Origin of the sequence: Acinetobacter sp. BY419, from assembly GCF_019038395.1 — a bacterium.
Taxonomy (GTDB): Bacteria; Pseudomonadota; Gammaproteobacteria; order Pseudomonadales; family Moraxellaceae; genus Acinetobacter.
The window spans coordinates 1-22,818 of sequence record NZ_JAGFXZ010000044.1 but is presented as its reverse complement, the minus strand read 5'-3'; the positions used below and the strand labels follow the sequence as shown (position 1 = coordinate 22,818).

Below are 22,818 nucleotides of genomic sequence, written 5' to 3'. Positions count from 1 at the left end.
TTAGCCGCTGCATCATTTTTAGCTTTGGCCACTGCCTGTTTGGCCTGTTCGGCGGCTTCAGCACGTTTTGCTGCTTCGGCCGCTTGTTGTGCTGCCTTGGCTTGTGCTGCCTTGGCTTGTGCTGCCTCTGCGGCTTTGAATTCCTGTTGGGCTTTTTGTGTATCGACTTTTGGTGCAGGTGGAGCAGCAGCTACGGCAGGTGCTGCTGTCGGAATGACAGGAGCTGGCTCTATACTAGGTTCTGCCGTTTGAGTGATTTCTTCGGCGACATTGTCATGTGCAGTTTCCTCAAATTCGGTTTCTTCACGAGTCACCGGTTTGAGGTCTTCCGGCTTGATCAGGACGGTTTTAATCTGTTTTGGTGGTTCAGGGGGTTTACTCATGCCAAGATAAAGTAAGCCCACCAAAGCCACTGCATGAATTCCTAAAGTGAATCCAATCGCGATGGCTTTGTTCTGAAATGGCGGCTTTTTATAATCTTTCATACTTTATTCTAATGGCTTGGTCAGTAAACCGACTTGAGAAAGGCCGGCATCCTGCAGGCTGGACATCAAGGCCATGACATCGCCATAAGGGCGGGTATTGTGGCCATTGATCACGACATTCAGTACCTTGTTGTCATTTTTCGCCTGAGTCTGGGCGTCAACAAGCGTACGCGTCAATTCTTCCAGCGTGACCGGGCCAGTCGCCTGATTTTTATGTTCTAGATAATATGAACCATCTTCTTTTAGCGTGACAATGGTCGGGGCATCCTTGGATTCGATTGGCAATCCATTGGCCTGAGGTAAGTCGACCTTGATGCCGCTGGTGATCATCGGGGCAGTGACCATAAAGATCACCAGAAGTACCAGCATCACATCAATATACGGCACGACATTCATGTCACTTTTCAGTGGCTTTTTAATACGCTGAAAGCGTCCTGAACCTTGAATCGCCATTAGTCTTTGTCCTGAATTGCGCCCACAGACTGACGTTGTAATAGCGCCAACATTTCTTCGGCAAACAGCGCCCGGTCAGAGTAAACTGTTTCGCCTTTGGCAGTAAAATGGTTGAAAGCCAATACAGCTGGAATTGCGGCAAAAAGGCCAATCGCAGTCGCAATCAACGCTTCGGCAATACCGGGTGCGACTGTCGCCAGCGTCACCTGATCCACATCTGCCAGACCAATAAAGGCATTCATGATGCCCCAGACGGTACCGAACAGACCGACATAAGGTGCGACCGAACCAATACTCGCTAACGCACCCAGACCTTGTTCCAGATGACCCTGATCACGGCTCAAACCGACGCGCAGAATACGTTCTGTTCCTTCAATCGACTGGGCAGTCGGAGCATGGCGTTTTTTCAATTTCAGGAATTCACCCAGACCCTGATAGAAAATATCTTCAAGGCCAGTGCGTTTAGAATTGAGTTGCGCATTGTTATACAGGGTGTTCAACTCGGCGCCAGACCAGAAGATTTTCTGGAAATGTTCATCATCGGCCTGGGCTTTTTTATAACTCATATATAGTCTGGCAATCAGATACCAGCTATATATTGAGGCTAACAGGAGAGAAAGCATCACCAGTTGTACGACAGGGCTTGCTTGTAAAATAAGATCTGAAACTTGAAGAGATGATTCTAACTGAGTCGCCATAATTGTTACGTGTGCCAATAGATTTTTTTAGTCTTGTTCCAATTCTTTTTGAATTAGTTCGCGGATTTCATCCGGGAGTCGACGTGGTCGCATCTCTGCACTGATACATGCCAACTCAACCTCACCTGATGCAAGCATGATTTCACCACGATAAATATTTTGTTGCAATACAAATGATGAAGCTTTACATGAAATGACACGTGCTGTAACAGTAATTAAATCATCCATCAGGATTGGACGCATGTATTTGACATTAATTTTATGCACCACAAAATTATAGTCGGTCTGATGCCAGTAATGGCTCACTCCAGCGGCACGTAACCATTCGGTACGGGTACGTTCCATATAGCGAATATGATTGGCGTGATAGACAATGCCACCCGCATCAGTATCTTCAATATAAACGCGGATATTGAATTCAAAGTGATTCGCCATAGTTTTGTTCCATGCAGATTTTCGAGAAATTTTGCTTGTTTTTAGATGCAGGATAAGGCTTAGAATTTGCCGGATTCCTGCCAAAAGTCAAGCAATTTAGCGGGTCAAAGTTTAGCATTTTGAGTTTTGAGACCAATGGCACAAGGTGTCAAATCTGAATAGAAGCGACCAAGATGAAGAGTAGAGCACTTAACAGCTCATTTATGAAACAGTGGCGATAATGAAATGTGCGAGCCTGTGTACCCGCATATTTTTATAGAACGTGAATTAGTGCTGGTTTTTATGTTTCCAGTTGGCCTGAACCTGTTCAGCCACTTTTGGATAATCCAGAATAAAACGGACATGACTTTCAACGCCGGTTTTTAAGGTTGCATCATCGACAATGAAATTTGGATTGTGGTTCGGTGCGGCTTTTGCCGGATCCTGATCGGCCGGTGTGGCCCCGACAAACACAAACAGGGACGGCATGAGCTGACCATAGTAAGCAAAGTCTTCACTGGCACTGGCATTGTTTTCCAGAACATGCAGTTTATCTTCACCATTAATCTTGGCTAAGGTGGGCTGCATCAGCTGAGTCAAGGTTTTGTCATTGGTGGTTACAGGGGCATACGGTGCAATTTCGACTTTGACCTTCACGTCATTGGCTGCGGCATTATGTTCCATCATCTTCGGCAAGTCTTTTAAAATACCCTGACGCACATCTTCACTATTGGAACGGATAGTGCCGACCATATTCACCTGATCTGGAATGACATTACCTGTGGTACCACCCTGAATGCTGCCAATACTGACCACGCCCATCCCTTTGGTCAGATCGGCTTTACGGCTGACCAGGCTTTGTAAATTGGTGACCATCTGGGCAGAGGCATAAATCGGATCTTTACCTGCCCAAGGCATAGAGCCATGCACCTGACTGCCATTCACCTGAATACGTAAATGATCGGCGCTGTTTAAAATTGCACCCTCTTTGTAGAAGATATTGCCACTTGGCATGCCTGCCATTACATGCATGCCGAAAATGACTTCAGGTTTTGGATTTTTCAGGGCGCCATCGGCAATCATTTTGCGTGAGCCAATCTGATCACCCTGGGTGAAGTTATCAATATCTGCACCGCCTTCTTCGGCTGGCTGGAACACAAACACCACCGTACCAGTAATTTTACCTTTATTGGCAGCCAGAACTTTGGCTGCACCAAGCAACATGGCAGTATGCGCATCATGACCACAGGCATGCATCACATAGGATTCCTTGCCTTGATACATGGCTTTTTGTTTGCTGGCGAATGATACCGGTGCTGTTTCCTGAATCGGTAAAGCATCCATATCGGCACGTAGCGCCATGACTGGACCCGGTTTGTCACCTTTCAAGACACCAATCACACCGGTTTTGGCATAGCCTTTGCGCACTTCAATGCCATAGGATTTTAATTCTTTTTGTACCAGCTCCGAGGTTTTAAATTCCATATTCCCCAGTTCCGGGTGTTGGTGGATATGCTGGCGTAATTTGATGGTGTGTGCTTCAGCAGCTTGTACAGAATCATCAATCCAGTCGGCCAAGCTGAACTGGCTACAGAAAAGAAGAGGGAGACAAAGGGATATCTGCTTATACATGTTCATACTTTGGGAGAACCTTAAGAATTTGAAATGGTTAAAGTGATTCTTTAGGATGGCATACTGATCTAAATTCGACCAAAACCCTCTAAGTATCCAATCAATACCTAAAAGGTATATTGCTTATTAAGCCTTGTTCTAAAAGGGCTTTATTGAGCCTTTTACATTGTAAAATTATGTATCTTAAATTAATTTTTATATGTTAAAGGTATGAGAAACATAAATTGAAGGATCATTAATACAAACCCTTAAAAATAGGATCATCAATCTGATGTATACCCACTACTAAAATTAAGAGGATGTTTTTTAAGCAGCTTGGCAGCTTTTTGGCACTCATATTGCAATCGTTATTCCATACTGTTTTTTATGATGGAATTTGAACACATGTTAAAACCTTTGGCTTTATCACTCGCAATGGCCTCAAGCTTAAGTTTTATTTCTATGAGCCTATGGGCTGAAGACTTTAAGATAATGAAACAGCTAGAAAATAAGCCAAAATTACTCAAAAGTGGTGAATATAAAGGTCACTATTATGTGCCAAGTACCTTAAATACGATTACCTGGGGCTATCTGCCAAATAAAGATGCAAAACCAGTCCTGACGGTTTCATCTGGTAGCACGGTAACATTTGATACGGTGTCACATGAAGGCTTACTGGAAGATCAGGGGCGGGATGCTGAAAAATATTTCACGTCAAAAGGGGTGGAACCTGAACATGTGCTGCCTGAAGCGAAGCTGATTACCGGCTCAAAGCTGAAACATGACTTTCATAAAGATGGTCCACATATTATTACCGGCCCGGTGTATGTAGAAGGTGCAATGCCGGGAGATATTTTAAAAGTTGAGATTTTGAAGGTTGAACCACGTGTCCCTTATGGGGTGATTTCAAACCGTCATGGTAAAGGTACCTTGCCTGAATTTCCTAAACGCGCCAAACATGAGCATGCATCTCCTGCAAACCCTGATGCCTATGGCAATGTGTCCATTTTTACACCGATTGAAAAAAATGCCGATGGTGTCTGGGAGGGCGTATTGAAAACCGAATCAGGTAAGGCGATTCGTTTTCCTCTCAATTCATTTATGGGCACTATGGGTGTAGCAGCCAATACCAGTGAACCTGTACATTCTGTTCCGCCGTCTTTTTATGGAGGTAATATTGATATTAATGACTTAAGCGCAGGAGCAACTGCTTACTTTCCGGTACTGGTACCAGGTGCGTTGTTCTATACGGGAGATAGTCATTTTGTTCAGGGCGATGGGGAAGTCGCTTTAACTGCACTGGAAGGTTCGGCACGGGCAACCTTTAAAATTTCAGTGTTAAAAGCAGGTAAGGACAAGATTCCGGGACAATCATTAAGTCAGCCCTTGGGTGAAAATGCCGAGTTCTGGATTACACCGGGTCTGGATGAGGATCTGGATGAAGCTATGCGTAAATCGACACGTGAAGCGATTCGCTTTTTGGTCAATGAATATGGAATTTCGGAAGAAATTGCCTATGCCTATTTAAGTGCAGCAACAGACTTTGAAGTGTCGCAAGTCGTAGATAAAACAAAAGGTATTCACGCGATGATTCGTAAGGCAGATTTTAAGGAGTTTAAAAACGAAGAAAAATAAAACTACTTTAAAATAAAAATATCAAGTTTATGCTTTTGCCAACTGATTAGACATGGTCAGTTGGTTTTTTCTTTTGTGATACTTTGAAAATGTTTAGAATGTGATGATTATAGATTCAGGTTAAATATTTGGGGTTAAGATTTGGCACAAGAAAATAATAATGAAGTGATGATTCAGCTTCCGTGGATAGTGCCAAAACAGTCTTTAGTACAAACTGCAAGTATTGTCGAAAGTCCAAATAAGAAATTGAACTTGATCTCAATCATTCGACAGACATGACAGCGATTTGGTCTTTTGTCATTGCAATGGTAGTTGCTTTTATATTGGGAATCTCAGCAACAATAATTACAATTTGGTATGGGCGAAAGAGTTTTAAATTAACAGAAATGTCTTTTAAAATAGTTATTGAACAAATTAAGGTATCAGAGCAATCGGCAATAGATTTAAACAGTAAACTCTTTGATCAACAAAAAATACTTCAAAATAATGAACTTCAGTATGCTTATAAAACTTCAGAGATAGAAAAAATACGCATAATTATTACAGACTATTTAACGTGTTTAATAGAATTTAATTCTTCTATTACAATGAAAATTAATGTATTAGATCGTGAAAAACTAATAGATGAGATGGTGAAATACAATCTTAGAGTTGCAAATTATCACCAAATTATAGGGCTATTTTTAGATTATGAAAATTATGAATCTCATAAAAATATTAAGGTCAAACTGAAAAGTCTTCTCGATACACTTTGGGATATACGTAAGGAACTTGAAAAGGATGAAAATCATATTGATCAAAAATTATATATTTTTCTATAGAGTTTGATAGTGTCTCAATAGTTTTACATCAATATCTCGTACAGGAAATCAGAAGACTAAAGGGAGAATAAATCTCCCTTATAAATCACTTCTCTTTCGGTTCAGGTGGTGTCAACCCAAACTGTAAATAGGCCATATTCGTGGCAATACGACCACGTGCAGTTCGCATCACATAACCTTGCTGAATCAGATACGGCTCAATCACATCTTCTAAAGTGCCTGAGTCTTCCGCCATGGCTGCTGCCAAAGCTTCAACACCGGCAGGGCCACCATCAAAACGTTCAAGTAACATTGACAGGTAACGACGGTCTAAAGTATCTAAACCATCTTTATCCACTTTAAGCATGTCCAAAGCACGCTGTGCCATATCCTGATTGATTTCACCATTACCTTTGACCTGAGCATAGTCTCGAACACGACGCAATAGGCGGTTGGCAATACGAGGTGTTCCCCGCGCACGACGGGCAATCTCTTTTGCGCCATCTCCGGTCATAGGAACATCCATCAGGTTTGCTGAACGTTTCACAATATGGGTCAAGTCTTCTACAGAATAAAACTCGAGACGCTGCACAATTCCGAAACGATCTCGCAGGGGTGAAGTCAGCAAGCCTGCACGGGTGGTGGCAGCAACCAGCGTAAACGGTGGTAAATCCAGTTTAATCGAACGTGCACCGGGACCTTCACCAATCATAATATCGAGTTGATAATCTTCCATCGCCGGATAGAGGATTTCTTCAATTACGGGTGAAAGACGGTGAATCTCGTCAATAAATAGCACATCGCCTTCTTCAAGGTTGGTTAGCATGGCTGCCAAATCACCAGCACGTTCAAGTACAGGACCTGAAGTCGATTTAAGGCTGCCGCCCATTTCACGGGCAATGATATTGGCTAGCGTCGTTTTACCTAAACCGGGTGGACCAAAGATCAGCGTGTGATCGAGTGCTTCACCCCGGCCACGTGCGGCACCAATAAAGATTTCCATTTGCTCACGGACTACAGGTTGACCAATATAGTCATCGAGGGAGGTGGGGCGGATGGCGCGATCAAAATGATCTTCTGGTTTTTCAGAACCACTGATGAGACGGTCTTGCATCTTTTGAGTTAATCTCTATGGTTTATTTGAGGTGAATAAAGTCATAGCCTCAAAATGCTCTTGGAATTTCTATGCCATTGAGTCGGCATGCTCTTACTTTTGACTGGGCAAAAGTAACAAAACCCTTTGCAGAAATATGGCACATCCTATGCCATATTTCTGCGGCAGGATCCATGCTGCCTTCTTCTCTTAAATTATCAGCGAGTATTTAAATAAGTATTAACGATTCATCGACTTTAATGCAGCACGGATAATATCACTGGCTTCAGTAAAATCACCTTTAGCTGCATTGACCAGTTTCTGGGCTTCCACTGGTTTGTAGCCTAAAGACTGTAAAGCAGCTTCCGCTTCAGCCACGGCTGAATTGCCCATAAACTGAATCTGTGGTGCAGTAGAATTCGTTGGTGCATGACCAGAAGCCATGGCTTTAAAGCGGTCACGCAATTCAATCATCAGGCGTTCTGCAGTTTTCTTGCCAACACCGGGAACTTTAACCAAGGTGTTGATATCTTCATTTTCAACAGTATGAATCAGCATTTCCACACTTAAAGTCGAAAGAATACCAAGCGCCATTTTTGGACCAACGCCGTTTACCTTTAATAAGGTGCGGAAAATGGTTTTTTCCTGTGCATTAATAAAACCATAAAGTAATTGTGCATCTTCACGCACAGTCAGGTGGGTCCACAAGGTAATTTTCTGGCCTTTTTGTAGCTGACAAAAAGTGGTTAAAGGCGTGTCAATCTCATAACCCACGCCGTTTACATTTAATAAGACAGTCGGTGCTTCAAGCGCCAGCACTTCCCCAATCAGGCATCCAATCATTTTTTATACATACTCAAATTTAATACAGGCATAGTAATCAGCATTTTCGATAAAGGCAAAACTCTATCATTCAAATCGAGTGATTTTGCTGAGATTATCATCAGGTATTTTCTCGCATTAGAGTAACCCTGCTTTATTGCCATGCAGTTCCTGCGCCAGATTATAGGCCTGATGATCAGAAGACTTGGAGACAATATCCAGCACCTGCATGATATTGTCATAGTGATCCGCGCTAAAATGCGCACCAGAGCGTTTTAAAATGGCCATCAAACGCTGTTCCTTAAAGCTTAAGGTTTTATGCGGCGTGGTTAGTGGAATAAAGGCATCCAGAACAGTTTGCAAACTTTGATGCGCGATAATTTCCAGACCGGCTTTTTGCGGATGTTCAAAGATTTTGTCACGCGCCAGTTCTTTGGCCCGGTTAATGCCCATCTCAATATCGGCACTACAGTAGCCCAGCAATGAACCTTGCAGTTGACCCATCAAAATTTCCTGCTGATGCCGGGCAAAGGCCGTGGTGACTTCATCTACCAGACGTTTCATGACCCGGCCACGTAAGGCAGCAATTTTTTGTTGCCAGGTAGTGTCAGGCATGTTGATTTCTTCAGGCGTGCCATATTCTCCCAGCAAGTTCAGGAAGACTGGCTCGACTTCGGCATAACTAAGCATATTCAGGCTGATGCCATCTTCCAGATCAATCAGCGCATAGCAGATGTCATCCGCCGCTTCTAACAGATAGGTCAGCGGATGACGACAGTAATGATATTCACCGAGCTGGATCAGACCCAGTTGTTCAGCAATTTCTTGCAAAATCTGTTTTTCAGACTGATAGCAGCCAAATTTGGGACGTCCGCTGGCAGGAGTGTTGCCGGTCGGGTCAATGGCCTCAGAGAGCCACGGGTATTTGAGATAGGCACCGAGGGTGGCATAGGTCAGGCGCATACCGCCATCATATGGATGGTAATCAATCTTGGTCAGCAGGCGCAGGCCTTGAGCATTGCCTTCAAACTGGCGTACATCGGCTTCCTGTTCAGGACTCAAGTCTTTTAAAAAGTCGGTATGGGAGGCATCGTCAAACCATTCCCGAATTGCATATTCACCGGCATGACCAAAAGGCGGGTTGCCAATATCATGCGCCAGACAGGCAGCCTGAATGATGGCGCCCACATCGGCCGGAGAAATCCAGGCAGGTAAATTATCTTTGATTTTTTCGGCAGCCAGCATTCCGAGTGAACGGCCAATACAGGAAACTTCCAGCGAATGGGTTAAGCGGGTATGAATGCCATCGTGCTGGGTTAATGGATGAACCTGAGTTTTACGGTTGAGCTGCCGGAAGCTTTGCGAAAAAATAATGCGATCATAATCTTTGTGAAATGGGCTGCGTGCCAGTTCAGTACTTTGCTTTTTACTACCAATCCGAACTGTCGAAAGAAGTTCTAACCAACGCATTTGAGTCATTTATCATTATTCAATTCTTTGCTAAGTGCATCATGCCAAAAAACCAGCTCTGGCACTAGGGTCGTGCGACATGAATTGTCATGCTGTATGGCATTATTTAAGTAAGCTGGAAAAGACTGCAAATTAAAAAGTTGTGACCATAAACTGCACAATAAAAAGCAGACCAAATGGCCGGCTTTTTATTGTGCAGTGAAGAGTCAAACCAGTTCTTCACCATTTTCCTTTGCTTGTTGCGCATCTTTATAGACATTCAGGCAAATCGTGAACAAGACTAGGCTTGCAATCAACGGCCAAAAAAGTACATATAGGGTCAATAATTGACTTGTCATCTGAAATCTCCTTATTTGCTTTTCTCAGATAGCTGGTGAAATTCAATCACCATCTTGTTGATTTGTTTAAAATCAAATCGTTCTTTACTGTAGATTAGGGTTAATACAGTACATACCAGCGCACTACTGCCATAAGCAGTCAGCGAGCTTAATAATGTGCCATATTCACGTAAGAAGCCGAGGGTCCATGGCATGAAACCAATACTGGCCAATATGCCAACGACCAAGCCCACTTTTTTACCGAAGAAACCAAAGGTCATCAGACCTAGCACCACACCAATGCCCAGAGTCGCAACCAGCTCAAAGCCAACTGCAGTCCATCCCTGAATCGGAATCCATTCAAAACGTACGATCAAAAAGCTGCAAAATGCGAGGCCTACCGACCAGTTAAAGGCACGGGCACTCACTTTGTCCCAGTACAGGCTGACAATCACCGGGAACACAATAGAACCCCAAAGCGCGCCGACAAAAATAAGCATCGATAAAATGTCAAACTTCAAGGTGGCGATTACCATTCCGATCATGGTGGCAATAATCATGGTCAGACGGCCAATCAACAGCATTTTTTTTGGATCAGGACGGTTTTTTGCAATCTGTTTGCCATAGATATCGGTCATGACAATCGCAGAGAGGGCGGACAGATCCGAGTCAGCAGTAGAAGAGAGCGCTCCAATCACCATAATAAATAACAGCGCGACCATAAATGGAGAAAGATAAGTCGCTGCCATTTGTGGAATCAGGTTATTCAGGTTGCCATCAATCGGTTGAATACCTGCAAATAGCGCCAGTAATCCCAGCATGCCTAAACCAATGACAATTGCAGCATAACCAATGGTTGCAGTAATAAAACTTGGTTTGATCAGATCTTCGCGCACTGCAAATAAACGCTGGGCAATGGTCTGGTTACCAATGGCGTAGGCCAATACCGCTACAAAAAACGGCGCACCTTGTTCCAAAAAGGCTGTTTTAGAGAAAAAATCCAGTTGTTCCGGCTGCAGGTGATGAATCCCGTTTTGAAACAGGGAGGGCCCGCCTAAGGTAAAGAACAAGGTTGGAATAATGATTACAGCCGCGACAATCATTGCCACCAGTTGACCAAAATCGGTAAAGACCGAGGAACGAAAACCCGACCAGAGGGTGTAGGACAACACACCGATGCCGGTAATCAACACACCATGGATAAAACTTAAAGGAGATAAAATTTCAACCAGTGCACCTGCTGCAGTAAAGTTCACCATCAGGCTGATAATGCTACCGACAATATTGGAACCTGCCAGAATCATCTGGCTTTGGTTGCCATGCCGGGCATGCATGATTTCTGCCAAGGTATGTGCATTGGGTGCCAGTTCACGAAAGCGTTTGCCGAAAGGATAGATAAATAAAATCATCAGCGCGCCCCACAAGCCATAATGCAAGGCACCGGAAACACCGTATGTATATCCAGATGAAGCCGCTGCATAGAATGAGGCAGCCCAGATCCAGGTGGCGGTCATGCTGGCCGCAGACATTCCATAGCCGATGGAGCCATTCGAGACCATGTAGCCATCGACATTTTCATTTTTCTGTTTAATGCGTAACGACAATAAAAAGGTGATGCCATAGAAAAGCACCATCAATAGTACAGTTGCTGTACTAGTGAATTGAAACATACATACTCCTTAAGCGGGTCACCTTTTGTTTTTGAAAATTAAATCATTGGTGACAGATTAAGGCTCTAAAAAAGACAGAGCAGTGAAGCTGTAGAACATAAAAAGTGAATATCCGAATATAAAATTTATATTCATATCTACAGCAGAAAAGAGGGCGATTGCCAGGGTCAAAATTTGGATATTTACTCAGTAAGTCGGCCAGAGATTAACATAAAATCATCAGATTTACTGATGAACTAACTGTTTTGTAAGGTTTTTGGCTGATATAGGCTTCTATTGTGGTTGTGGTTATACTTGAATAAAATTGTATCTCTCTCATATTTTTTTAAGAATTACAGCTATTTATTGTAAATTTTATGATTTGAATAGAGCCTGAAATCATAGATAAAATAAAAAAGTAACAAAATTTTAATATTGATCCTTTCTTCATTATTTTTTCACATTAATCCTATAATGCAGTGTAATTATTTTTGATAAATTCTATGGATGGTTCTCTATTAATTTATGCTGTTTTAAGCAGAATATAAGTAATTCAAAAGTTGTTTTTAAATTATTTTATTTCAATGGATTAGGGTTGATAGTTGGATTTTTCGATATAATATTTAGTCGGGTTAAACTGGGGGTTGTTCTTGAAAAACTACTGAGAAGATACACATCCAATATGGAAAAATGGATAAACAGAATAAAAGATTCTATTTTTATTATTTTGGAATACGGGAATGGATTTTTAATATTTGGCTAGCTTATTTCCACTTTAAAGTAATATACCATATTAATTTCTTGCTTATTAGGGTGAGTAATCTACGTCCTCTCGCTCTCTAAGGGGAGAGATCAGAACTTATCTCTATGTTTGATAAAGGCCGAAGTTCTCAAACTGTTTTTTCTCAGTTCTTAAAGTCGCAAGTCAGCCCAAATAATTGACAAAGACCGTCCGCAAAAAAATATGTCTTTATGTAAGGCTTTTCATTAAGTAATTCAGCCTGGTTTAAATTGGCGGTTTGACATGTTATAGGCATAAAATCTGAAGCAGCATTTGTGTCGATTGTTGTTGAAAAATAATACAATTTTTACGCATAAAATTATTCTGAACCGGTTTTGATTTTTCTTTAAAAAAATGTGATAACCTGTGCGACTACATTCAATTTTCCTGCCTGAAAATAAACAAAATTTTTTAAAAGTCCAGGGTATTTCAGCTACAGTTTTCTGATTTGGCATCTAGCCGATTTCCTTATTTCACAGTAGAATATGCGCTCTCTCAAGTCACATTGTGGCATGGTTGTTCAGACCATCCCGTGGAGCCAAAAACAGCATGTTTATCGTTGCCGGTGCACCCGCACATTCTTCTTTTAAGAAAACTCAACTATTATCGCGTTTGACGTCAATTAGTTCTGTTCAATCAGTTGAAAGTCAATGGGTCTACCTCTTTGACCAAGCGCTCAGCGAGCAACAACAGCAATCAGCTTTACAGCTTCTCAACGATGGTCAATCTTTTGAATTGCACCAAGCTGCAAGTGATGAAATCCAAATTTTAGTCACACCACGTGTAGGAACCATTTCGCCTTGGTCCTCTAAAGCAACGGACATTTTCAAAAACTGTAATACGCCGGTTCATCGTTTAGAACGCGGCGTTTTATTTACTTTGAAGGGTCTAAAAGACGTATCAAATGAAGTCAAACAGGTATTGCATGACCGTATGACCGAAAGCGTATTCAATGCAATTGAAGATGCTGCGGTACTATTTGTTGAAACGGCACCAAAACCACTAAACTCGATTGATATTCTGGGTGAAGGTAAAGATGCACTGGTAAAAGCCAACAACGAGTTTGGTTTTGCATTGTCGATGGACGAAATTGATTACCTGACTGAAGCATTTACCAAGCTCGGTCGTAATCCGAATGACATCGAACTGATGATGTTTGCACAGGCGAACTCTGAGCACTGCCGTCATAAAATCTTCGGTTCTGAATGGACGATTGACGGTGAAGTTCAGCCACTGTCCTTGTTCCAGATGATCAAGAACACCTATAAAGAATCACCTACAGATGTATTGTCGGCTTACAAAGACAATGCTTCAGTGATTGTCGGTTCGGATACTCAGCGTTTTTATCCAACCAAAGAAGACAACGGCCAGCAAGTTTATAAATACAAGAGCCAAGCTGCTCACATCTTGATGAAAGTGGAAACTCACAACCATCCAACTGCAATTGCGCCATTTGCTGGTGCTGCGACAGGTTCGGGCGGTGAAATCCGTGATGAAGGTGCGACAGGTCGTGGTGGCAAGCCTAAAGCAGGTTTAACCGGCTTCACTGTTTCCAACCTGAACATTCCAGGTTTTGAGCAGCCTTGGGAAGAAAACTACGGCAAGCCATCGCGTATGGCATCGCCGCTACAAATCATGATTGAAGGTCCACTTGGTGGCGCAGCATTCAATAATGAATTTGGTCGTCCTGCCTTAAATGGTTACTTCCGTACCTTCGAACAAAACGTCAATGGCGATGTTAAAGGTTTCCACAAGCCCATTATGATTGCTGGTGGTTACGGTAACATTCGCCCGGATCATGTAGAAAAAGATCCAATCTTGCCAGGTGATTTATTGATCGTGCTGGGTGGTCCTGCAATGCTGATCGGTCTCGGCGGGGGTGCGGCCTCTTCAGTAGACAGCGGTAAGTTGGGTGAGAACCTGGATTTTGCTTCGGTACAACGCGAAAACCCGGAAATGGAACGCCGTTGCCAGGAAGTGATTGATACCTGCTGGCGTATGGAAGACCACAACCCGATCGTGTCAGTACATGATGTGGGCGCAGGCGGTGTATCGAATGCCATGCCTGAACTGGTGAATGACCATGAACTTGGTGCAGTACTGGATCTGCGTAAGATTCCATCGCTTGAACCGGGTATGTCTCCAATGGAGATCTGGTCAAATGAAGCGCAAGAGCGTTATGTATTAGCGATTCGTCCAAGTTCATTAGAATTGTTTGAATCGATTTGTGCGCGTGAACGCTGTCCGTTTGCGGTGCTTGGTGAAGCGACTGAAGCGCGTCACTTAACCGTTGAAGATCCATTGTTCGGCAACAAGCCAGTAGATATGCCAATGCAGGTCATGCTTGGCGGTACTCCACGTATGAGCCGTTCATATGAAACCATTGAACGTAAAGGCGATGACTTTGATGCAGCTAAAATCACTGATTTGAAAGATGCGATTTATCGCGTTCTGAAGAATCCGACAGTTGCTTCGAAATCATTCCTGATCAGTATTGGTGACCGTTCGATTACCGGTATGGTGGCACGTGACCAGATGGTCGGTCGCTGGCAGGTTCCTGTAGCTGATGCTGCAGTCACCACGACAAGCTTGGTGGGTTATACAGGTGAAGCGATGGCAATGGGTGAACGTCCACCTGTAGCATTGTTAAATCCTGCTGCATCTGCACGTTTATCGGTGGCTGAAGCAATTTCGAACATCATGTCTGCGAAGATTGAAAAAATCAGCGACATCAAATTGTCTGCAAACTGGATGGCCGCTGCAGGCCAACCGGGCGAAGACCAGGCACTGTTCGAAGGCGTAAAAGCGATCGGTATGGAAATGTGTCCTGCGCTGGGTATCGCGATTCCGGTTGGTAAAGACTCATTGTCAATGCGTACCACCTGGAATGACGAAGGTGAAGACAAATCAGTAACTTCTCCAATGTCAGGCGTGATCACCGCATTTGCACCTGTAACTGATGTACGTAAAACATTGACACCTGAACTGAAAGATCTTGAGTCTGTACTGGTTCGTATTGATCTGTCTAAAGGTCAGTTCCGTCTAGGCGGTTCGATTCTGGCACAAGTTTACAAAGCAATCGGTTCAGTAACACCTGACGTAGATAACTTTGATGACTTAAAAGCATTCTTCGCGCTGGTTCAAGACTGGAACAATCGTGGTCTGATCAAGGCTTATCATGACATTGGTGATGGCGGTTTACTCGCAACTGTAGCCGAAATGATGTTCGCATCACGGCTGGGTGTTGCACTGGAAGAACAGTCAACGGCAAGCCTGTTTGCTGAAGAAATTGGTGCAGTGCTTCAAATCAGCAAAGCGGATTGGGCAGTACTAGAAGCTGAAGTTGCAGCATCTACGCTTAAAGATGCAATTCAGGTTGTGGGTACTGTAAACAATTCAGACCAGTTATCTGTAAATGGTCTGGTGCTTGAGCGTGCTGACCTACAAGTGGCCTGGACTGAAGTATCGCATCAAATTCAGCGTTTACGTGACAACGTACAAACTGCGGATCAGGAATTTGCATTAATTACCGATAAAGCACACAAAGGTATTATCGCCCAACCAACATTTGACCTGAATGAAGCGATTGAAGCACCTTTCATTAACCTGCGTCGTCCAAATATGGCTATTCTGCGTGAGCAGGGCGTGAACGGTCATATCGAAATGGCTGCAGCATTTGACAAAGTCGGCTTCACTACCGTTGATGTACACATGAGTGACTTGCTGGCAGGTCGTATCAGCCTGGATGATTTTGAAGGTCTGGTAACTTGTGGTGGCTTCTCGTATGGTGATGTAATGGGCGCTGGTGGTGGTTGGGCGAAATCAGTATTGTTCAATGCTAAATTGCGTGACCAGTTTGAGAAATTCTTTAACCGTCAGGAAACTTTCTCTCTAGGGATCTGTAACGGCTGTCAAATGTTGTCTCAATTGGCTCCGCTGATTCCGGGTGCTGAGGCATGGCCACGTTTCCATCGTAATACCTCTGAAGTATTTGAAGCACGTGCAGTGAACGTTCGGGTAGAAAAATCAAATTCTGTTTTGTTACAAGATATGCAAGGTTCGATTCTACCGATCGCTGTGGCGCATGGTGAAGGTCGTGCCGTTGCAACTGCGGAAAACTTTGCTGCCCTGAATGCATCGAATCAGGTGGTTTTGCGTTATGTGGATAGCCATGGCAATGCAACTGAACAATATCCATTGAATCCGAACGGTTCACCAGAAGGTGTTACGGGTGTAACGTCTCAGGATGGTCGTGCAACGATTATGATGCCGCACCCTGAACGTAACTTCCGTGCGATTCAGCATTCGTGGAAACCAGAAGACTGGGATCAAGACGGTGCCTGGTTACGTATGTTCCGTAATGCGCGCAAGTTTATTGGTTAATCTGTTCTAAATGTAAAAACAAGGGTCGCGAAAGCGGCCCTTTTTTATGGAGAGATCTACTTTTAGAATAAAATCTACCTGAAATGTCAGATTAGTACCTTGAAGAGTGCAGGATTATTCGTTGATTATTCTACTGAATTTATATAGTCAGGTTACAAATTAACCATAAGACTATTAAGAATCATAAATATAAAAAGAAATGAGAAGAGTAAGCTATCTGTTAATACTCGAAAAATTAAAAAACCATGAGGATTCACAAGATGAAAAAAATAAATCTATTTTGTTTAACAGCGACTTGTGTATTTCTAGCTGCCTGTGCGATGACACCCGAACAAAAAGCACAGCGTGCACAAGAAAAAGCGAAAAAACGTTTAGCCTTACAAGTACAAATGGCCCAGCAATGTGACCCTGTAGCAGCTAAACTTATGGCTCAACTACCTACTATTAGCCAGCTTCCTCCAGCACAACGCACCCAATTTGACCAGCAATACCAGGCGCGTGTAAATAATCCAACTTTCCAGTCATGTTATAATATGGCATTTAAAGCCTATAACGAGCAGCAACAACTGAATCTGGCAGAACTGGAATGGGATACCGATGCAGGCTGGTTTAATAACTCACCATTTAACTGTGAATTCCCAGGGCCATTTTGGCGCGCTTGCTAATATTTTACGTGGATACGACCACCCGCTAGCAATGCTTATCGCTAGATAATTTAAAGCTTTTTATTTAGAATATCTTTATCAAGTGCCACCTTTCGGTGGCATTTTGTTTTTTAAATTTTACTTCTCTCACTGAACTTGGTTTGGATTTTGCTTTTATATTGTATATAAAGTGCTATGGTATATTTTATGCACAAATTTATTGCACTATAAACAAAAGATAGAATGGAACAGTTCAGTATCAATTCTCAAGTATGAGGTGATGACATGACAAAGACACTTAGAATAATGGATAAAGCGGCAATGCGTCAGAAAGGCTGGATGTTGTTTGGTATTGTTGTAGGACTACAAGTATTGTTCGTTGTGGGCAGTTATTTGATGCAGGGTTCTTGATGTTTAGGTTTAAAAACCACCGAAAGGTGGTTTTTATCTATACAATAAAAAGAATGATGGCAACTTTATAAAAACTATGGATCAAGTTGAAAAATTAGAATTAAGCCAAAATATTTTGCTTGCAAGAGCAACACATAAGCATCAAGAAAGTGATGATAAACAATATCAGCAATTAAGAAATGATATGCTTAATTCAACAAGCCAAAAATTTTTACCTTCTATGGTAAAAACCTCTAGAAATCTTGATCAATTTTGGCAATTTATAAAGTCGAAATCTGATAATTACAGTGATAGAAGAACTTTTATATATACAGAATTTCAGCCTTCATTTGATTTTTTTGAAAAATCAAATGTTGCACCTTTAGATAATGTGATTAAGGATACTATTTTAAAATTAGACTCTACTTATATTCAGACAACGTGGGATAAAGCGCTTGAACGTAGACTAGATGATCCACAAGGTGCAATCACACTTGCTCGAACTCTTATAGAATCAACGTGTAAACATATTCTTGATGAGTTAGAAATTGATTATGGAAATAGCCCAGATATTAATCAATTATATAGGCTGGTCAGTAAAGAATTAAATTTGTCACCGTCACAGCATACAGAACAAGTGTTTAAACAAATTTTAGGTGGTTGTAGTTCAATTGTTGAAGGATTAGGTGCTTTAAGGAATAAAGTTGGTGATGCACATGGACAAGGAAAAGTTAACGTGAAGCCATCTTCTAGGCATGCAGAACTGGCAGTAAATTTGGCAGGAACAATGGCAGTTTTTTTATTTACAACTTGGGGATTTAAAAAAGAATCATTAGAAAAGATCACCCAAAGGTGATCTTTTCCTCGTTTTTAAACATCTAACTGAATCTGCTTTAACACTGCTTTCAAGGTATTTTCATAATCAAACAATGCATTGGTACTGTCCTGATAGCGCCAAGCCACATAGCCATCTGGACGAACCAGTACTGCACCTGATTCATGAACTTCAGACTTGGCATTCCAGGCACCATACACATCACGATACTCACGTGAACCGACCTGAATTACATCCAAATAAGGTAAAGCTAGAGCCTCGGCAGCCAATTTCCAGCCTTTGCCTGATAGACCTGTCAGTAATGTAAAACGGCCTTTACCGCTAATATCCAAAGTTGATTGCTTTTGACCTTTAGCATTAATTAGCCAGGTATGCGGTACTTTGGCACCTGGACGAGTCGAGGCTTTCAGGTAAAGCTGTTCATCTTTCTCAAAGATTTCAGGTCCCGTTTCATTAATCACCGCATTTGAACGATAGCGTTGATTCAGTTCCACACCTTGGGCATTAAACTCAAAGTTTTTAATTTCCAATGCTTCAAACAGCTGTTGGCGAATTTCAGCACCGTGTTCATCTTCGGCAAAAATACGTTCCAGCATCTGTTTTTGTGTTGTGATGCCTTGGTCAAAACCAAATACTTCTTTTAAATGCTTATAGTCAAAACGCGACTGGTTGGCACGTGTGACAATTTGCTTGCCCACAGGTGCACGTTCAGCTGTATATGAATCCAGCAGGGAAGGTGCGGCCCAACCTTTGACTGCATATGCCAGTTTCCAGCCGAGGTTAAAAGCATCCTGCATACAGGTATTTGAACCTAATCCGCTTGAAGGTGGATGACGGTGTACGGCATCACCGCCGCAGAACACGCGACCTTTAGAATATTCAGTCGCCCAGGTCTGGTTTACATACCAGTAGGATAGTTTTTGAATTTCAACATCTTCTACTTCAGCGCCAACAAATGTATTCAGACGTGCTCGAACCTGTTCTTCAGTGACTTGTGGCTCACCTTTAGAAATGTCAAAGCCCCAACCCATAATCCACTCATTCCAGGGAGTAATGGCACGTAATAAGCCCATGCCGAGATCACCAAAGCTTGCTTCAGGATTGACGATCCATTGCAGAATGGCAGGGCGGTGCTGAACGTATTTATTTAGATCCGCTTTAAAGGTCACATAAACTGTACCTGCGCGCGCCATTACACCTTCGAGTGGAAGCCCGAGTTGTTCAACCACTTTTGAGCGGGCACCATCCATACCAATCAGGTACTTGGCTCTCAAACTAAATTCTGTATGGGTAATCCGGTTCAGGAACGTAGCTGTTACACCATCTTCATCCTGAACATGCGATAAATATTCAGTATTAAAATTATAAATCGCACCACGCTCGCCAGCATTTTTGACCAGCAAGGCTTCCATTTTCGGCTGAATCAGATCGACCAGTGGACATGGACTGCCCTTAATATAATCGCCATGACGTTCATCACCCGTGCCCCAGGCACTTAAGCGGGCAATTTCTTCGCCAACCAGACTGGTAGTAATCAGGCTTTCGCCCATTTGCTCCCAGGGTGTTGCGATTTCCTTGACCTGCTCTTCGATGCCTAGATCACGCAATACTTCCATGGCACGTTGATTGGTAATATGAGCACGCGGACTGTTGGCCAGCCAGTTAAACTGGGTAAACAGTTGTACCCTGATGCCATAATTGGCTAAGGCCAGACCCAATGTTGAACCTGCAGGGCCGGTACCAATGATCAGGACATCAGTGTCATAATGCTGTGTCATACAAGACTCCATGTATATGCGTGAAGAACAAGCCATCTATATAGACATGTAGTCTAGTCAAACTGAATCCGTTGATATATGCATATTCATATAAACTATAGATCTATTCTTATTTACAATACCGGGTTCATAATCTTAAGATGCTGACCTGATCAGCAACCGGACAGCCGATGGAACTTCGACATTTACGCTATTTTATGACTGTGGCACAGCAACAAAGTTTTACCAAGGCTGCTGAAAAACTGTTTACAGCCCAGCCATCATTAAGCCAACAAATTAAAGATCTGGAACAGGAAGTAGGCGTCATCCTGTTCGACCGCTCATCCAGAAAAATCAGACTCACCGATGAAGGAAAAGCTTTTCAGGTCTATGCTGAAAAAGCATTGGAAAATGCCAAGCTGGCAGTGGCAGCAGCACGCCAGGTGGCACAGCAGAAAAACAATCAGATTCATATTGGCTTTTTGAATGTAGCAGAAATTAAAGTCATGCCACAGATATTGGCCCAGCTTAAAAAAACCATACCGGACCTAAAAATTCACTTGCACAGTTTGACATGTATGGAACAGATTCAGCGACTCAAAAATGCTGAACTGGATTTATGTATTACCCGCTTTCATCTGGATCATCCAGATTTTGACAATATTCATTTATTAACCGAGCAAATTTATTTGGTTGCCGCTCAGTATTTACATCCTTTAAATCGGGTACTGAAACTACAGGAACTAAAAAACCATAATATAATTATGTGTGAGCAGAATGCTTCCCCCGTATTTTATGAAAAGCTGGATAAACTGCTCTGCATCGATCAGCTTGAACACGAGCAGGTGCTGTGGGTGACCAATGTTTTGCAACACATCAATCTGACCAATATGGGAATGGGCTTTAGTTTTGCCCCCGAATATTTACTACGTTTCCTGAATGATCATGTAAAAATCATCCAGACGGATCAGATGCTGCCAAAACTGGATTTATATGCAACATTTAACAAGAATTCTCAAAATCCTGCATTAAAGATTATTACCCAAGCCCTTAACAATACGAGCAGTATCTGAACTCCAGGAAGGAAGACATGTTAAAGCTGATTTATTACGTACCGGATGAAAACCTGGAAGACACCAAGAATGCAATATTTGTAGCCGGGGCAGGCGGCATTGGTGAATATACGAACTGTGCCTGGCAGGTTTTAGGAACCGGGCAGTTTAAGCCACAAGAAGGTGCCAACCCTCATATTGGTGAAGTAGGTCAACTAGAACAGGTTGAAGAATGGCGGGTAGAAATTCTGGTGCCTGATGAAAAGGCGGTCGAGGTCGCCAAGGCTCTCAAGGAAAGTCATCCTTATGAAGAGCCAGCCTTTGAGTTTATTCAGCTTTTAGATATCAAGGTCTAAAATTATAAGTTTGACGTTCTGTTACTACGGCGTGTTCGATTTAACGCGCCGTTAGTCTAGATTCAGAAAATAGCCAGATGGCTTTTGTTATTATAATCTCTGCCAGAATAATCCAAAGAAAAAATACAATAAGGATAATTACAATGCAGTGGCCAAAACTGCTGAACAGCATGCTTAAAAATACTCTCAGCAAATCTATCCAGTATGGTACAGAAATCCTGCATCAGCGCATTCCATATTCGCATGACAACCCTTACCTGGAAGGTATGTTTGCACCGCAACGACAGGAACACTTTTTTACAGATTTAAGGGTGGAAGGACAGATTCCTGCAGAACTGGATGGCGCACTGATGCGGATTGGTCCAAATCCTATCACAGTCAAAAACCCACGCAACTATCATTGGTTTACGGGCGATGGCATGCTGCATGCGCTCAGACTCAAAGGTGGCAAGGCACACTGGTATAAAAGTAGTTATATTGGCTCTGCCAGTGTACAGAAAAAACTTCATCGGCCACAAATTCCCGGTAAATCGCGAGGTGTTGCGGATGCTGTCAATACCAACGTCATCCACTTCGCCGGAAAAATCTGGGCGCTGGTAGAAGCGGGGGCTTATCCAGTTGAACTGAATGCTGCACTGGAGTCAAAACGGCATCATTTATTTGAAAATGATCAGGATCTACCCTTTACTGCTCATCCGCATATTGATCCTGAAACCGGTGATATTCATGCGGTTTGTTATGATGCTTTAACTCAGAATAAAGTTTTTTATCTGCAAATAGATTCAGAAGGAAAGTTGAAACATCAGGTCGAAATACCAGTAAAACATGGCCCGATGATTCACGATTGTGCCATTACCAAATCTCAGGTGCTGATTCTGGATCTGAATGTAAAATTCTCGGTACGCAGTCTGTTAAAGGGTTCAATGCTGCCATATCAATGGAATCCCAAACGGCAGGCACGTATTGGAGTATTACCTTTTGGCGGTAAAGTGGCTGATATTCGCTGGTATGAGATTGATCCCTGTTTTATTTTTCATACCGTAAATGCGTATGACCTGAATACTGGCGATGTAGTGATGGATGCCGTAATTCACTCCAAAGCATTAGTCAATTCTATACAGGGACCGATTGAGGCTCAGGATATTCGACTGGAGCGTTTTATTTTCGAGCAAG

At 42.7% G+C, this 22,818-nt stretch carries 19 protein-coding genes and 1 pseudogene; 9 read left to right on the top strand and 11 right to left on the bottom strand.

The annotated features are described in order from the left end of the window. The 5 genes and pseudogenes from KUG37_RS13535 to KUG37_RS13515 all read right to left on the bottom strand — a co-directional run. Window positions 1-485, bottom strand: a pseudogene (locus KUG37_RS13535) (protein TolA); the annotation flags it as partial. 3 nt (window positions 486-488) lie between these two features. Further along, on the bottom strand, window positions 489-938 hold the full coding sequence (gene tolR / locus KUG37_RS13530) for a protein TolR (RefSeq protein WP_216937113.1): 450 nt from the start codon (window positions 936-938) through the stop codon (window positions 489-491). Further along, on the bottom strand, window positions 938-1,636 hold the full coding sequence (gene tolQ, locus KUG37_RS13525; protein WP_216937114.1) for a protein TolQ: 699 nt from the start codon (window positions 1,634-1,636) through the stop codon (window positions 938-940). The genes tolR and tolQ overlap by 1 nt, the downstream gene beginning before the upstream one ends. 27 nt (window positions 1,637-1,663) lie before the next feature. Further along, window positions 1,664-2,071 carry a tol-pal system-associated acyl-CoA thioesterase gene (ybgC, locus tag KUG37_RS13520; protein WP_004645668.1) on the bottom strand — a complete coding sequence of 136 codons (408 nt, stop codon included), beginning with the start codon at window positions 2,069-2,071 and terminating at the stop codon, window positions 1,664-1,666. Between the two features lie 267 nt (window positions 2,072-2,338). Then, window positions 2,339-3,682, bottom strand: coding sequence for an amidohydrolase (locus KUG37_RS13515; RefSeq protein ID WP_216940578.1), 1,344 nt, complete (start codon window positions 3,680-3,682; stop codon window positions 2,339-2,341). A 384-nt stretch (window positions 3,683-4,066) separates the two neighbouring features. On the opposite strand from KUG37_RS13515, the gene KUG37_RS13510 reads away from it, so the two are divergent. Together KUG37_RS13510 and KUG37_RS13505 are read left to right on the top strand one after the other, a co-directional pair. Continuing rightward, window positions 4,067-5,296, top strand: coding sequence for an acetamidase/formamidase family protein (locus KUG37_RS13510; protein ID WP_216937115.1), 1,230 nt, complete (start codon window positions 4,067-4,069; stop codon window positions 5,294-5,296). A gap of 275 nt (window positions 5,297-5,571) precedes the next feature. Next, window positions 5,572-6,117, top strand: a complete 546-nt coding sequence (locus tag KUG37_RS13505; RefSeq protein ID WP_216937116.1) for a hypothetical protein — start codon at window positions 5,572-5,574, stop codon at window positions 6,115-6,117. 85 nt (window positions 6,118-6,202) lie between these two features. Here the strand turns inward: KUG37_RS13505 and ruvB are convergent, their stop codons facing one another. From ruvB to KUG37_RS13480, 5 genes are all read right to left on the bottom strand, one after another. Then, window positions 6,203-7,210, bottom strand: coding sequence for a Holliday junction branch migration DNA helicase RuvB (gene ruvB / locus KUG37_RS13500; protein ID WP_216937117.1), 1,008 nt, complete (start codon window positions 7,208-7,210; stop codon window positions 6,203-6,205). Window positions 7,211-7,429: 219 nt separating this feature from the next. Beyond that, window positions 7,430-8,032 carry a Holliday junction branch migration protein RuvA gene (gene ruvA, locus KUG37_RS13495; RefSeq protein WP_216937118.1) on the bottom strand — a complete coding sequence of 201 codons (603 nt, stop codon included), beginning with the start codon at window positions 8,030-8,032 and terminating at the stop codon, window positions 7,430-7,432. Between the two features lie 117 nt (window positions 8,033-8,149). Then, window positions 8,150-9,490 (bottom strand): deoxyguanosinetriphosphate triphosphohydrolase, encoded by a 1,341-nt coding sequence (locus KUG37_RS13490; protein ID WP_216937119.1) that lies wholly within the window; start codon window positions 9,488-9,490, stop codon window positions 8,150-8,152. Window positions 9,491-9,687: 197 nt separating this feature from the next. Further along, the gene (locus tag KUG37_RS13485) at window positions 9,688-9,819 is read right to left on the bottom strand and encodes a putative transporter small subunit (protein ID WP_216937120.1); all 132 of its coding nucleotides are present in this window, start codon (window positions 9,817-9,819) and stop codon (window positions 9,688-9,690) included. An 11-nt stretch (window positions 9,820-9,830) separates the two neighbouring features. Next, window positions 9,831-11,468, bottom strand: coding sequence for a sodium:proline symporter (locus tag KUG37_RS13480; protein WP_216937121.1), 1,638 nt, complete (start codon window positions 11,466-11,468; stop codon window positions 9,831-9,833). A gap of 1,309 nt (window positions 11,469-12,777) precedes the next feature. Here KUG37_RS13480 and purL point away from each other — a divergent pair. The 4 genes from purL (at window position 12,778) to KUG37_RS13465 (ending at window position 18,501) form a co-directional block, all read left to right on the top strand. Further along, entirely contained in the window at window positions 12,778-16,611 is a 3,834-nt protein-coding gene (purL, locus tag KUG37_RS13475) for a phosphoribosylformylglycinamidine synthase (RefSeq protein WP_216940576.1), read from the top strand. A 260-nt stretch (window positions 16,612-16,871) separates the two neighbouring features. Further along, window positions 16,872-17,276, top strand: coding sequence for a hypothetical protein (locus KUG37_RS13470; RefSeq protein ID WP_216937123.1), 405 nt, complete (start codon window positions 16,872-16,874; stop codon window positions 17,274-17,276). 264 nt (window positions 17,277-17,540) lie between these two features. Next, complete coding sequence (locus KUG37_RS14780) at window positions 17,541-17,666, top strand: KGW motif small protein (protein ID WP_254202710.1); 126 nt, start codon at window positions 17,541-17,543, stop codon at window positions 17,664-17,666. Window positions 17,667-17,742: 76 nt separating this feature from the next. Beyond that, the gene (locus KUG37_RS13465; RefSeq protein WP_216940573.1) at window positions 17,743-18,501 is read left to right on the top strand and encodes an abortive infection family protein; all 759 of its coding nucleotides are present in this window, start codon (window positions 17,743-17,745) and stop codon (window positions 18,499-18,501) included. A gap of 14 nt (window positions 18,502-18,515) precedes the next feature. On the opposite strand, the gene KUG37_RS13460 is transcribed toward KUG37_RS13465, so the two are convergent. After that, window positions 18,516-20,258, bottom strand: a complete 1,743-nt coding sequence (locus KUG37_RS13460) for an FAD-dependent monooxygenase (RefSeq protein ID WP_216937125.1) — start codon at window positions 20,256-20,258, stop codon at window positions 18,516-18,518. 170 nt (window positions 20,259-20,428) lie between these two features. Here KUG37_RS13460 and KUG37_RS13455 point away from each other — a divergent pair, with 170 nt between their 5' ends. The 3 genes from KUG37_RS13455 to KUG37_RS13445 all read left to right on the top strand — a co-directional run. Continuing rightward, the gene (locus KUG37_RS13455; protein WP_216937126.1) at window positions 20,429-21,310 is read left to right on the top strand and encodes a LysR substrate-binding domain-containing protein; all 882 of its coding nucleotides are present in this window, start codon (window positions 20,429-20,431) and stop codon (window positions 21,308-21,310) included. Window positions 21,311-21,327: 17 nt separating this feature from the next. Next, a complete protein-coding gene (locus tag KUG37_RS13450) occupies window positions 21,328-21,645 on the top strand; it encodes an NGG1p interacting factor NIF3 (protein ID WP_216935431.1) in 318 nt (105 codons plus the stop codon). A gap of 143 nt (window positions 21,646-21,788) precedes the next feature. Beyond that, window positions 21,789-22,818 (top strand): carotenoid oxygenase family protein (locus KUG37_RS13445; RefSeq protein WP_216940571.1); only part of this gene is annotated, 1,030 nt, incomplete at its 3' end.